The organism is Pectobacterium colocasium (assembly GCF_020181655.1).
Taxonomy (GTDB): Bacteria; Pseudomonadota; Gammaproteobacteria; order Enterobacterales; family Enterobacteriaceae; genus Pectobacterium; species Pectobacterium colocasium.
Genome location: NZ_CP084032.1, coordinates 160,507 through 172,875 on the forward strand (window position 1 = coordinate 160,507; position 12,369 = coordinate 172,875).

At 55.1% G+C, this 12,369-nt stretch carries 11 protein-coding genes; 7 read left to right on the forward strand and 4 right to left on the reverse strand.

The genetic code is table 11. From position 1 onward, the window contains the following. Positions 1-3 precede the first annotated feature (3 nt). Positions 4-2,208, reverse strand: coding sequence for a TonB-dependent receptor (locus tag LCF41_RS00705; protein ID WP_225086481.1), 2,205 nt, complete (start codon positions 2,206-2,208; stop codon positions 4-6). A 171-nt stretch (positions 2,209-2,379) separates the two neighbouring features. After that, the gene (locus LCF41_RS00710) at positions 2,380-3,387 is read right to left on the reverse strand and encodes an ABC transporter substrate-binding protein (protein WP_225086482.1); all 1,008 of its coding nucleotides are present in this window, start codon (positions 3,385-3,387) and stop codon (positions 2,380-2,382) included. A 446-nt stretch (positions 3,388-3,833) separates the two neighbouring features. Here LCF41_RS00710 and LCF41_RS00715 point away from each other — a divergent pair, with 446 nt between their 5' ends. The 7 genes from LCF41_RS00715 to aguA all read left to right on the forward strand — a co-directional run bounded on the left by LCF41_RS00715 (position 3,834) and on the right by aguA (position 10,729). After that, positions 3,834-4,691, forward strand: coding sequence for an energy transducer TonB (locus LCF41_RS00715; protein ID WP_225086483.1), 858 nt, complete (start codon positions 3,834-3,836; stop codon positions 4,689-4,691). 10 nt (positions 4,692-4,701) lie between these two features. After that, positions 4,702-5,418 (forward strand): MotA/TolQ/ExbB proton channel family protein, encoded by a 717-nt coding sequence (locus LCF41_RS00720; RefSeq protein ID WP_225086484.1) that lies wholly within the window; start codon positions 4,702-4,704, stop codon positions 5,416-5,418. 1 nt (position 5,419) lies between these two features. After that, positions 5,420-5,821, forward strand: coding sequence for an ExbD/TolR family protein (locus LCF41_RS00725; RefSeq protein WP_225086485.1), 402 nt, complete (start codon positions 5,420-5,422; stop codon positions 5,819-5,821). Between the two features lie 21 nt (positions 5,822-5,842). Then, positions 5,843-7,441 (forward strand): ABC transporter permease, encoded by a 1,599-nt coding sequence (locus LCF41_RS00730; protein ID WP_225086486.1) that lies wholly within the window; start codon positions 5,843-5,845, stop codon positions 7,439-7,441. Positions 7,442-7,458: 17 nt separating this feature from the next. Continuing rightward, complete coding sequence (locus LCF41_RS00735) at positions 7,459-8,217, forward strand: ABC transporter ATP-binding protein (protein ID WP_225086487.1); 759 nt, start codon at positions 7,459-7,461, stop codon at positions 8,215-8,217. 520 nt (positions 8,218-8,737) lie between these two features. Beyond that, positions 8,738-9,622, forward strand: coding sequence for an N-carbamoylputrescine amidase (aguB, locus tag LCF41_RS00740; RefSeq protein ID WP_225086488.1), 885 nt, complete (start codon positions 8,738-8,740; stop codon positions 9,620-9,622). A gap of 3 nt (positions 9,623-9,625) precedes the next feature. Next, positions 9,626-10,729, forward strand: coding sequence for an agmatine deiminase (gene aguA, locus LCF41_RS00745; RefSeq protein ID WP_225086489.1), 1,104 nt, complete (start codon positions 9,626-9,628; stop codon positions 10,727-10,729). A gap of 121 nt (positions 10,730-10,850) precedes the next feature. Here aguA and LCF41_RS00750 read toward each other — a convergent pair whose 3' ends face one another. Both LCF41_RS00750 and tpiA read right to left on the reverse strand, forming a co-directional pair. After that, the gene (locus LCF41_RS00750) at positions 10,851-11,165 is read right to left on the reverse strand and encodes a BrnA antitoxin family protein (protein WP_102118154.1); all 315 of its coding nucleotides are present in this window, start codon (positions 11,163-11,165) and stop codon (positions 10,851-10,853) included. Positions 11,166-11,541: 376 nt separating this feature from the next. After that, positions 11,542-12,309, reverse strand: a complete 768-nt coding sequence (tpiA, locus tag LCF41_RS00755) for a triose-phosphate isomerase (protein ID WP_225086490.1) — start codon at positions 12,307-12,309, stop codon at positions 11,542-11,544. Positions 12,310-12,369: the final 60 nt, after the last annotated feature.

Sequence of the window (12,369 nt, forward strand, 5' to 3'; positions counted from 1 at the left end):
ACGTTAGCCCTTGAAGTCGTAGCCGACCGAGATCCCGACCATGCGCGGTTCGCCAATCACGCCCGTTGTGGCGCTGGAGCCTCTGACGGAGCGGTAGTAGTCTTTATCCAGCGCATTTTTCACCCACAGCGAGACGTTCCAGCGGTTGTCGCCTTGCTTGCCGCTCAGTCCGCTAGACAGGTTCAGAACGCCATACGCTGGAATGCGGTTGTATTCGGAATCGTCGAGCGTGCCGTAGGCCCAGCTCCGCCATGACCATTGACCGGAAACCGAGGCTTGCAGATTGTTTGGTGTATCCCATTGATAACGCACGCGTGTGTTGTAGCTCAGCGTCGGGGACTTAAAGACGCGCTTTCCTGACATATCGCACGAGACAGCGGAGATTTCTGCCGGGCAGCGGGCGTTAGGGAAGTTCAGGTAGCGGGCATCCAGAACCGTACCGGCCAGACTGATACTCAACCCGTCAATGGGGCGCAGCGTCAGCTGGGTTTCGCCGCCGCGTGAGCGGAATTTCCCGGCGTTAATCAGGTAGCTGGTATCCGTTTCCTCGTCATAGGCGTTGTTCTGGAAATCTTCGACAACGCTCCAGAACAGTGCGGTATTCCATTCCACTTTGCGCTGTAACCAGTGGGTTTTGACCCCCAACTCCGCCGAACGGGTTTTTTCTGGATCGACGTACAGCGAATCGATTCCGAGCTGCCTTGCTGCCCCGGATGAAACGTTCAGACCACCGGATTTTTCCCCGTAGCCCAGTGTGACGTAAGGGGTGACGTTCGGTGCTGCGAACCAGTTCAGGCTGATAGAGCCCGAAGGCAGGCGATTGGTTTGCGAGAGCGGGCCAGAGTCAAAGGTTGCGCGGTTTTTGCGAACAAACGTCCCCTCTTTTTTCTCATAGGTCTGGCGCAGGCCGACAATCACATCCAGTTTCTCGGCGGCATGCCAGGTTCCACGACCATAGACGGAATAAACGGTGTCATCCAGCGTGCCAAAGCGCTGAACGTTAATCCCCTGATAGCCATTTCCTACCCACGTCCGCACGCGGTTGTCGTTGTAGTAGCGGCTGTTTGCTTCGGTATCGAGGTTCTCTCCCCAGTAATCGACGCCCAGCGAATAATCGAACGTATTGCCTTTGGGGGAATCCAGCCAAAAACTCTGTGACCAGACGCGATCGCGCACGTCAGCGCCGCTGTCGTGATAGAGCGGAATGTTCCAGTTATCCGCCGTGCTGGGCAGTACGCGGAAATAGCGCAGTGACGACAGAGAATTAACGCTATAGCCGTTTTTCAGCTTCCAGTTGGCCTCTACCGAACCACCGCCTTGAGCTACACGAATAATATTCTCGTCATCCATCGCGACCTGACGGCCACCGACAACCTTGAGGCCAGTCTGTTCCGCCCGGGTACGAAACGCATCGGTTGCGCTCACCAGCACCGAAACCGGACGCTGCGTAGAATCACTGTAATCGCCGGTGATACGAAGGCTAAAGCTGTCATTAGGCTGATAAAGTAGCTGGCCGCGCACGCCGTTATTGGTGCTGCCCCCCAGTTTATGGCCGTTTTCGATATTGGTGACGTTGCCGCCCCGTTCGGTGCGCGACAGATTGATGCGTCCTGCCCAGTGGTCGCTGAGCGGTCCGGACGCCATCAGTTTGGATTGCAGATAGCCGCGTTGCCCGAAGGATTGCTCCAGGGAATATTCAGGCGTGAAGGTCGGCTTGCGGGTGCGAATATCAATCGCGCCGCCAGTGGTATTAAAGCCGTAGGCTGCCCCCTGCGCCCCTTTCAGCACGCGGGTACTGTCGATATCCAGTAAATCGTTAGAGATGACGCCGGGGCGGGATAAGTAAACGCCATCGACAAACAGCCCGACGCTGCCCGGCATACCGATATTGGTGCCGCTCTCACCCCCGTCGCCGATTCCACGAATGGTCACCGTGGTGTCCATCACATCGACGGTATCGACATCCAGCCCTGTCACCAACTGCGACAGTTCTTCAAAACGATACACCCGTTCTTCTTCAAGCGTTTTGCCATCGATCACCGATGCCAGCGTCGTCGGCGGCTGAACGGGCGTACGCTGGGCGTTCACTTTCACACGTTTTAGTTGGACGGGGGCGGCGGTTGTGGCCTCCGTACGGGGAGTATTATCCGCGGCGATCTGCGAGTCGGCTGCGCGCGCTATCGCAGGAAGCGTTAAGACGCAGCTCATTAAAATGCCCGACGTTATGTTGCGCTGGTGTTTTTTTAAATACTGTTGGTGTTTTTTAAAATACTGCTGGTGTCTTTTTAAATACATGGCGTCTTCCGAATTCAGTCAATAGGCTACCGATTGCCGTGAAATTCACGGCAATACAGGGGCTATAATTTTTTGGGAAATAAATTACTGTGTGGCTTTCAGATAAGAATCATCCAGCCATTTATCGACATCAAAAGGTTGCCGAATAAGGCGTGATTCATAAGCCAATGTGACGGCGCGTTTTAATTTTTCCACGAAGGCTGGATCCAATTCGGGTGAAAGACGCTCGGTTAATGGCGGCAATGTATCCCATTCGACGCGTAATATATTTTCCGGATAGCCTGACTGGGTGGCTAAGAGTTGAATAAATTCATCTTTATTTTTCTCATCGCTTGCCCAGTTTGCCGCTTCTCGTTGAACTTTGACCAGGCGGCGCAGAATATCCTCGTTGCCTTTGGCAAATTTCTCATCCACCAGCAGGAAGCCGCTGAGTTGGCCGGCGCCATTCAGGTCACGGCTAGACAGTGGGATGTCCGCCAGCCCTTTATCTCGCAGCGAAAGCGTATTGCTGCCGCCCCAGGTCGCATCAATCTGTCCGGCTGCTAACGCCGCGCTGGCCGCCGCGAAGTCGAGATTAATCAGCTTCACGTCAGAGGGCTTTAGACCCTGCGAATCAAGCGCGCTGACGAACGAAAGCTCACCGGCTGTTCCACGAAAGATCCCGATGCGTTTACCTTTCAGATCGGCGATTTTCTCAATACCGGAGCCTTTCGCCACCGCCAGATAGTGATTGATGCCGCGTGATGCCACGGCGATCACGCGCGTATCCAGCCCGCGTGCACGGCCGATAATGCTGGCTAAATCTCCCAGATAGGCCACGTCAACCTGATGGTTGCCAAACGCTTCATTGATGACGGGGCCTGCGCCTTTAATAAACGTCCAGCGGACGCTGATGCCGTCTTTGCCAAATTCGCGTTCCAGCAACTTCTGGCTGTGAATGACGTCAAGCAGGCCGCCGCCGCTGGGTTTTGTACCTGCGCCAATGTCTGGCGCGGCAATACGAATTTCAGTGATCGCCGATGCGATGCCTGACCAGGCTATACCCATTGTCAATAAGCTGGTCACTAACCATTTTCGTCCTAATGTCGTCATTATGTTACCCGTCAGTGATGAAATGTTTGAATGTGAGTGTGCGAATATCAATGTTGTTATTGCGCCGGTTTAGCGCGGCGTCATCTTGTGGCAGAAACACATTTAAAGGCTTGGCAATAAACTGACTAATACAAAAAAAGCATTATTATTTTTAATAAATCGCTAAATCAGTATTCATCGCTTATTTCATTGCTATGCAGCGAACGAAAAAAAACTATTCCAACTATGCATTAGCCTATCGGGACTTATTACCTTTAGTTTGTCGTTAGACGATGAATGCCATTATCTTTCCAATTAAATAAATATCGATATACAGATACATACGTTGACTTTATTTCGCATGCAGAAAGAATCGATTATTCCAACGCTATTTTAGGTTACCTCTCAATGTTGCCTGCGAGTTGAAGTATGAGGGGTATCAATAAACACGGTCAGGAGCACTAACCATGACGGAATTACTCTATGCGGGAGCGGTGTCAGGATCCCGGTCTTATTCACCGGAGCCGACTCCGCACGCCAGCCGGGTGAGCGGCGTCGTGCAGTCGCGCGTACCGACGTTGAATACGACAGTTTCGTCCCGGCCGGAGCGCTGGTTGGCCGTCATCGCGACACTGCTATTGCACGCGGCGGTGCTGGCGTTGTTCAACGCAGCATCGACGCCGCCGGTTACCGTGCCTGCCCGACCACAGCCTGTCAGCGTTGAACTGGTTGCGGCGGTGGCGGAGCCAGAGCTGCCAACTGAACCTATTGAGCCTGAAGCGGTGACGCCGCCGCCGGAGATCGCGCCTCCCTCGGTGGCCACCCCCGTCGATGACAACGCGCTGTTGCCGCCAGCGCCTGAGAAAACAGAACCTGAGAAAAAGGTTCCAGAGAAAAGGCCAGAGCCGACACCAAAAAAGGTCGCGGTGAAAAAGAACCCGCCAGCACCGAAACCCCAGGCGGAAGGCAAATCAGCTGTCGCGCCAATAACGTCTGCTCCGGTAACGCCACAGGCCGCCGCGCAACCCGTTGATGCGCCGCTGACGCCGCCGCTGGCGAATGCGGACTACCTGCATAATCCCGCTCCGTCTTATCCCGACGTGGCGATTAGCCGTGGTTATGAAGGCACCGTACTCCTGAATGTACAGGTACGTGCTGATGGCAAGGTGCAAACCATTCGGATTCATCAATCAAGCGGCTACCCCTCGTTGGACGAGGCGGCCAGAGACACGGTGCTGCGCTGGTCTTTCGTTCCGGCGCGCCGCGGCAACCAGCCGGTGAGCGGCTGGGTGGTTGTTCCCGTCGATTTTTCGCTGAACTCATGAGGTATTGGTTATGACGCTCGGACACATTGAACTCTTTTCTGCGGAAGGCGCAGTGATTCTGTTATTGCTGCTGTTTTCCCTCGTCACCTGGGGGCTGGGATTACTGAAATTCGTCCAGTACGGGCGGGCACAGCGGCGCGATCGGCGTTTCCGCGAGGCCTTCTGGCAGCAGGATGATGTCAACCAGACGCCGGAAACCAGCGCCAGATTGCCCGGTTCGCTTGCCAATCTGGCGCTGGCGGCGGTCAAAGCGCCGGAGCGAATTAGCGGGCAGCTTGCGCTGAATAGTCATCTTCCCGATCGGGTTGAACGTGCGCTGCAACAGCAGATTCAGCGTGAGCGCCGTTCGCTGGAAAGCGGGCTAGCGATTCTGGCGAGTATCGGCAGTACGTCACCGTTTATCGGCCTGTTTGGCACCGTTTGGGGCATTATGGCGGCGTTACAGGACATTGGGCTATCGGGTTCAGCCAGTCTTGACACTGTCGCAGGGCCGATTGGTAATGCGCTGATTGCCACCGGAATCGGGATTGCCGTCGCGGTGCCTGCGGTGCTGATCTACAACTACTTTTTACGTCGCCTCAAGCTGGTCGTCGCGGACATGGATGACTTCGCCCATGATGTCTACAGCGTGATGCAGGCGAACGATTTTCATGTCAGCACGTTTCATACCAGCGTGGAATCCTCGGCCACCGCTTTCTCCGTGAAGAACCTGAGAGAGGTGGTCTGATATGGCATTTACCTCGCGTAATGATGAAGACGTCATGAGTGAAATGAATATCACACCGCTCGTGGATGTCATGCTGGTGCTGCTGGTGGTGTTTATTGTGACTGCGCCGATGTTGACCAACGCCATTCCGATTCAGCTCCCAAAAACGTCGGCGGTGGCGCCCGCTGACCGCGCCGATCCGGTGGTGATTAGTATTGATGGCGAGCAGCGCGTGTTCATCAATAAAGAGAATCTGGCGCGCGAGCAACTAGTGCCGCGCCTGCAACAGGCTAAAACGAGTAATGCGGATCTGGTGGTGCAAGTACAGGCGGATAAAGACGCGAGTTACGGCGCGGTCGCTGCGCTACTGGCCGATGTCGAGCAGGCAGGGATTACCCGTCTTTCCCTGCTGACGCAAAAATAACGCCGCCGGATATCGACAATCATGATGCCCAAATACCCGCTGCGGATACGCTCCGCCCCCGATGCTTCGCTGACGGCTACCGCGCTGTCGGCGGGGTACTCTGCGTTAGTCGTGTCTCTGGTTGTGCCGCTATTGGTGCTTGTCGGCTGGTGGCTTGCCAGCCGACACGGGTGGATGTCTGAACAGATCCTGCCGTCACCGCTGGCGGTGATTGATAGCGCACGGGCTTTTATCCCCGAGGAGCTGATTCACCAGTTGCCTATCAGTCTGCTGCGGCTGGTGATTGGTTTTAGCGGGGGGATCGCGCTGGGTCTGGTGCTGGGTAGCCTGTTTGGTCTGAATCGACGGCTGAATGCGCTGTTTATGCCGCTCTTTACCGTCATTGCGCAGATCCCGACGCTGGCCTGGATTCCGCTCTTGATGCTGTCACTGGGTATCGGTGAAGCGCTGAAACTGGTGGTACTGGTGAAATCGGTGACGGTGCCAGTGACGCTCTACACCTGTGCCGGGATTCAACAGACGCCACAAAAGCTGCATGAAATGGCACGTAGCCTGCGTTTGCCACCTGCCGCCTTCCTGCGTTACCTGATTCTGCCTGCGATGCTGCCGTATGTGATGACGGGCGTTAGGCTGGCGTTTTCTACCGGATGGGTCGCCCTGATTGCGGTCGAACTGTTGGCATCCAGCGAAGGGCTGGGCTATCTGCTGGTACAAAGTCGCCAGTTGTTCATGCTGGATCTGGTATTCGTCTGCATTCTGATCATTGGCATACTGGGGTTTGCTGGAGAACGCGTGCTGCTGGCGCTGGAACGCCGCTGGATTCACTGGCCTGCGCCGGTGCTGGGGCGTGATAGCCTGAGCACGGCGTTGCCGAGTTTGTCGCTGGCGCCCTGGTTAGCCCCGTTGATACTGGTTGCGCTGTGGCAGGTTAGTAGCACCCATGAGTGGGTGAATGCGGCTTTTCTTCCTGCACCGAGTCGCGTGATCGACGCGCTATCGACGGGACTGGTTCAGGGCGGGCTGCTCATCGATCTCAATGCCAGCCTGCTGCGGGCGCTACAGGGGTTTATGCTGGGGAGTGCGATCGGCGTGCTGGTAGGCGCGGTGCTCGGCGGCTGGCGTATCGCTGACAAGCTGTTTAATCCGGCGTTGTCCGCGCTGCGCTGCGTGGCACTATTCGCCTGGCTGCCGCTGATTACGGCCTGGTTCGGGTTAGGAGAGAGCGCCAAAATCGTGTTTATCGCCGTGGCGGCGTTCTTTCCCGTGATGCTGGCAACCCGTCAGGGGATTGCCCAGCTTCCGCCCGCCTTGTTGGAAGTGGCACTGGTGCTGCGTTTGACGCCCGTGCAGACGCTCCGCACACTGATACTGCCCAGCGTGTTGCCGCCGCTGTTTTCCGGTCTGCGGCTGGCGCTGATGCATGCGTGGACGGGAGCGATTGGCGCAGAGTATTTCATGCCGTCGGGGGAAGGGCTGGGTGGCATGATGATTCGCGCACAGCAGTTGCTTGAATCCGATCGCATCATGGCGGGCGTGGTGCTGATTGCCACCGTCGCCGCGCTCTTTTCCCGGCTGATTACTTTGTCTGAGCGGCGGTTGACCCGCTGGCGCTTTGCATGACCGTTAACGGAGAAGCTATGTCCCTGCATTTTCAGCACATTACCAAACACTTTACCGTCAATGGCACCCCGCTGACGGTGTTGCAGGACGTCGACCTGTCGCTGCATGCGGGTGAACTGGTTGCCATCATCGGTGCCAGTGGCTGTGGCAAATCGACGCTGCTGCGTTTGGCGGCTGGGATTGATACCACTGAACGTGGACGCATTCTGATTGGCGAGCGGCCTGTGCGCGGTATTCCCGACGATGTCAGTCTGGTGTTTCAGGAACCGCGCCTGTTTCCGTGGCTCACCGTGACGGACAATATCCGCCTCGGTATGCTCAACCTTAACCTTTCTCCTGCTGAAGTGACGCGTCGTATTGCGCACTCTCTTCAGATGATGGGGCTGGAAGGCTTTGCCGACGCATGGCCGCATCAGCTATCAGGGGGAATGGCGCAGCGTGTCGCGATCGCCCGAGGGCTGGTATCGACGCCGCGCATTCTCCTGCTGGATGAACCTTTTGGTGCGCTGGATGCGCTGACCAAACAGCAGTTGCAGACGCGCTTGGCCGAAATACGTCAGCAAACGGATTTGACGATATTACTGGTGACGCACGATGTGGAAGAGGCGGTTTTTCTGGCGGACAGAGTGGTGGTAATGTCGCCCCGGCCCGGCCGAATCAGCGCAATCTTACCGATCAATCTGGCTTATCCCCGTGACCGTACCAGCGCAACGCTTCTGGAACAGCGGCAAGCGGTCAGTCAGGCCTTACATCAGGCGGATACCGTTGCGGCCTGATGTAAGGCCTGCCGCTTTCTCTCACTCTTCATTATTGATAGAAACCGCCGTGAAAAAGGCGGTTTTTCTTTTCTGCCCGTCACGCGAAATCCATGCATTTTCAGCATAGTGAAGTGCTGTGATTAACTGGCATAATGCGCATGTCATTTTCGGTCAATACCTTAACAGGATATTCCTATTGGGTATGCGCAGGTGTGTTGGCCTATACTCGTCATACTTCAAGTTGCATGTACGTTGGCTGCGTTCACTCACCCGAATCACTTACTTGAGTAAGCTCATCGGGATGAAATGAGAGACATCCTGTCTCTCACCGGAGGCCAGCCTTTGGCTGGTCAAATTCGTTCCCGACGAATTTGTCCTTCTCTTGCCGCCTGCCTGAAACTTGAATTATTTAGAGTAGACACTCGTTAAGGCCGCGCGGGTTAGCGTCGATGCATAATCGTGACCGAGAGAAACACTTATTGCCGATACTCGCCGGTGAAAAAGGGCGGGTATATATCGTTATTATTGAGGTTTTCGCATGAAAAAAGTTACCGTTGCCGCAACACAAATGGCGTGTTCCTGGGATCTGCCTAAGAACATTGAAAACGCCGAAAAACTGGTGCGACAAGCGCATGCAAAAGGTGCGCAGGTTATCCTGATTCAGGAACTGTTTGCCGCACCGTATTTCTGTATCGATCAAAGCCCAGAGCACTATGCGCTGGCGCAGGAGCTGGAAACCAGCCCGCTGATTAAGCATTTTTCCGCACTGGCGGCGGAACTGAACGTAGTGCTGCCGTTGAGCTTCTTTGAACGCGCCAATAACGCCTATTACAATTCGCTGGTGATGATTGACGCGGACGGCACCGTGCTGGACGTTTATCGTAAAACGCATATTCCGAACGGCCCGGCGTATCAGGAGAAGCAATTCTTCATTCCGGGCGACACCGGCTTTAAAGTCTGGCAGACACGCTACGCAAAAATCGGCGTGGGTATTTGTTGGGATCAGTGGTTCCCGGAAACCGCACGCAGCCTGGCGTTGCAGGGTGCTGAGCTGATTTTCTATCCGACCGCGATTGGTTCCGAACCGGCTTACCCAGACATCGACAGCCAACCGCACTGGACCCGCGTTCAGCAAGGTCACGCTGCCGCGAATCTGGTGCCAGTGATCGCATCCAACCGTATTGGTACGGAAGCCAGCAAATACATCGACGGTCTGGAAATGACGTTCTACGGTTCGTCATTCATTGCTGACCAAACTGGTGCGTTGCTGGCACAGGCCAATAAGACGGATGAAGCGATTCTGGTGCATGAGTTTGATTTAGACGCCATTGCTGCGCAGCGTGCGTCATGGGGGCTGTTCCGCGACCGTCGCCCGGACATGTATGGCACGATTGCCACCTCTGACGGCAAGACCTGGAGATAAGTGATGTCACAGTTAGCGACGCCTCCGCTCACCACGCCGCATCAGGATGGGTTTGCGATGCCCGCCGAATGGGCACCGCATGATGCCGTGTGGATGATTTGGCCGTATCGTACCGACAACTGGCGTGAACAGGGCGTTCCGGCGCAGAAAACGTTCGCGCGCGTGGCGGAAGCCATCGCCCAGAAAACACCGGTTATCATGGGCGTGCCTGCACGCTACATGGCGAATGCGCAACAAGTGATGCCGGTGAATGTCACGCTGGTAGAAATGGAAAGCGACGACGCCTGGATGCGCGACACCGGCCCGACCATTGTGCTGAATGCGGCGGGGGAACGTCGGGGGATCGACTGGCAGTTCAATGCCTGGGGTGGCGAGCTGGGCGGTCTTTATGAAGACTGGCGTCAGGATGAGAACGTCGCGGCACAGGTGCTGGACTATCATCAGGCTGCACGCTATGCCGCGCCGCTGATTCTGGAAGGCGGCTCGATCCATGTCGATGGTGAAGGTACTTTGCTGACCACGGCGGAGTGCCTGCTCAATCCGAATCGCAACCCGCACCTGAACAAAGCGGAAATCGAGCAGTTGATGCGTGATTACCTCAGCATCTCGACGATTATCTGGCTGGAAGAGGGCGTGTACAACGACGAAACTGACGGGCATATCGATAACATGTGCTGTTTCGTGCGCCCCGGTGAAGTCGCACTGCACTGGACGGATGATGAAAACGATCCACAGTATGCTCGCTCTGTTGCGGCCTATGACGTGCTGTCTGCGGCGCGGGATGCGCAAGGCCGTGAGCTGAAAATCTGGAAATTGCCTGCCCCCGGTCCGCTATATGCAACCAAAGAGGAAGCGCAGGGCGTGGACAGCGGTGATGCGGTTGAGCGCCTTGCCGGTTCGCGTTTGGCGGGTTCTTATGTGAATTTCCTGATCAGCAACCAGCAAATCATTTTCCCGCTGCTGGATGAGAAGACGGATGACGTTGCACGCGATCTACTACAACAGATGTTCCCTGGCTACTTGATTAGCGGCGTGCCTGCGCGGGAAATCCTGCTGGGCGGGGGAAATATTCACTGCATTACGCAGCAAATCCCTGCGGCGAAGTAACGTTTCCTATTCTCTGACGGTGGGCGATCACGCTAGCCGTGATTATTCCCCCTGTTAGCATGCTGCTCACAGGGGGATCATCTCATCAGGATTAGCGTAAAGGCTGGTTTTAGACGTTGCATCAAATTTTGATGTCGCTTGGGGAATGGTTTTTAAGCCAATCCGCCATCGCTGCATCCATGCGGGTTTGCCAACCGCGACCCGTCGCTTTGAAGGCTGCGATAACTTCCGGTGAGTATCGAATACTGACTTGTACTTTTGGTGCAGGTTTAACGGGGCGTCCCTGTTTGCGCATTGCTTTCAATTTACTGAAAGGCATAAGCTGCACGTTCTCACCTTCAAGCGAGCGTGTATCAGGATCTTGTGCAATAGCTTCCTGAATTTTACGGTCTTCCTCATCCGTAGGGAGGATAGTACCCTGCTTAAGTTTTGGCATATTTTTCCACCTCCGCTTTAGTGGCTTTCCGCAAACTGATGATGCGGTAAATTTCTTCGTCGTCTCCATCGCTGTAGTTACCAAGAGAGTCAGATGCGGCAACCATTCGGTCCCAATCAAGATATTTAGCGTCGGCCAAGTAAACGCCGTGTTTTTGCTTATTACTCTGATTCTTAATCGGGTCGAATATAATTTTCATTTATTTATTGTAGCTACAATAAATATGAAGTCAAACGTATAGAAATAGCCAGACAAGCTGACAGTGAATCTAGTGGTGCTGACAGTTGAATGAGATCAAAAAAAGCCGGTTGGCGCAACAGCGCGAACCGGCTTTTTTGATTAGACGAACAGATGTCCGTCCGTTTTCTGTCAACGCTTAGCCACGTTTCGCGTCGGCGGCGGCCTTCACGATGACAGCAAAGGCGTCGGCTTTGAGTGATGCACCGCCAACCAGCGCGCCGTCGATGTCCGGCTGGGTGAACAGCTCTGCGGCATTTGCTGCATTCACAGAACCGCCGTACTGGATGATAACTTGTTCAGCAACTGCGGCATCTTGCTTGGCGATATGATCGCGGATGAATTTGTGAACGGCCTGCGCTTGCGCAGGGGTCGCAGATTTGCCGGTACCGATAGCCCATACTGGCTCGTAGGCGATAACGGTGTTTTCAAATGCTTTCGCGCCCAGCGTGTTCAGCACGGCATCCAACTGACGTGCACAGACAGCTTCCGTCTGGCCTGCTTCGTTTTCTGCTTCGGTTTCGCCAATACACAGCACCGGAATCAGGCCCGCGTCTTTCAGCACGCCAAATTTCTTCGCAATAAATTCGTCGCTTTCTTTATGGTAGGTGCGGCGCTCAGAGTGGCCGATGATGATGTATTTTGCGCCGATGTCTTTCAGCATGTCGGCGGAGGTTTCACCGGTGAAGGCACCAGAAAGGTTTACGTCTACGTTCTGCGCGCCCAGCGCAATGCGGCTGCCAGCCAGTTGGTGATTAGCCTGATCGAGGTAGAGAGCAGGTGGTGCAATCGCTACGCCACAGCCGTCAACGGTGCTGAGTTCTTTACGCAGACCCGCGATCAGTTCGTTGACCATGTGAGTGCTGCCGTTCAGCTTCCAGTTACCCATAACTAATGGATGTCGCATCTTTTTTCCTCCAGCCGGAATCGCGAATGAATCAAGGCATTAATAAATAAAAGTTTAATA

Excerpts from the sequence above, each read along its gene's own strand:
- LCF41_RS00705 (WP_225086481.1), bottom strand. The coding sequence starts at position 2,208 with ATGAGCTGCGTCTTAACGCTTCCTGCGATAGCGCGCGCAGCCGACTCG.
- LCF41_RS00710 (WP_225086482.1), bottom strand. The coding sequence starts at position 3,387 with ATGACGACATTAGGACGAAAATGGTTAGTGACCAGCTTATTGACAATG.
- LCF41_RS00715 (WP_225086483.1), top strand. The coding sequence starts at position 3,834 with ATGACGGAATTACTCTATGCGGGAGCGGTGTCAGGATCCCGGTCTTAT.
- LCF41_RS00720 (WP_225086484.1), top strand. The coding sequence starts at position 4,702 with ATGACGCTCGGACACATTGAACTCTTTTCTGCGGAAGGCGCAGTGATT.
- LCF41_RS00725 (WP_225086485.1), top strand. The coding sequence starts at position 5,420 with ATGGCATTTACCTCGCGTAATGATGAAGACGTCATGAGTGAAATGAAT.
- LCF41_RS00730 (WP_225086486.1), top strand. The coding sequence starts at position 5,843 with ATGATGCCCAAATACCCGCTGCGGATACGCTCCGCCCCCGATGCTTCG.
- LCF41_RS00735 (WP_225086487.1), top strand. The coding sequence starts at position 7,459 with ATGTCCCTGCATTTTCAGCACATTACCAAACACTTTACCGTCAATGGC.
- aguB (WP_225086488.1), top strand. The coding sequence starts at position 8,738 with ATGAAAAAAGTTACCGTTGCCGCAACACAAATGGCGTGTTCCTGGGAT.
- aguA (WP_225086489.1), top strand. The coding sequence starts at position 9,626 with ATGTCACAGTTAGCGACGCCTCCGCTCACCACGCCGCATCAGGATGGG.
- LCF41_RS00750 (WP_102118154.1), bottom strand. The coding sequence starts at position 11,165 with ATGCCAAAACTTAAGCAGGGTACTATCCTCCCTACGGATGAGGAAGAC.
- tpiA (WP_225086490.1), bottom strand. The coding sequence starts at position 12,309 with ATGCGACATCCATTAGTTATGGGTAACTGGAAGCTGAACGGCAGCACT.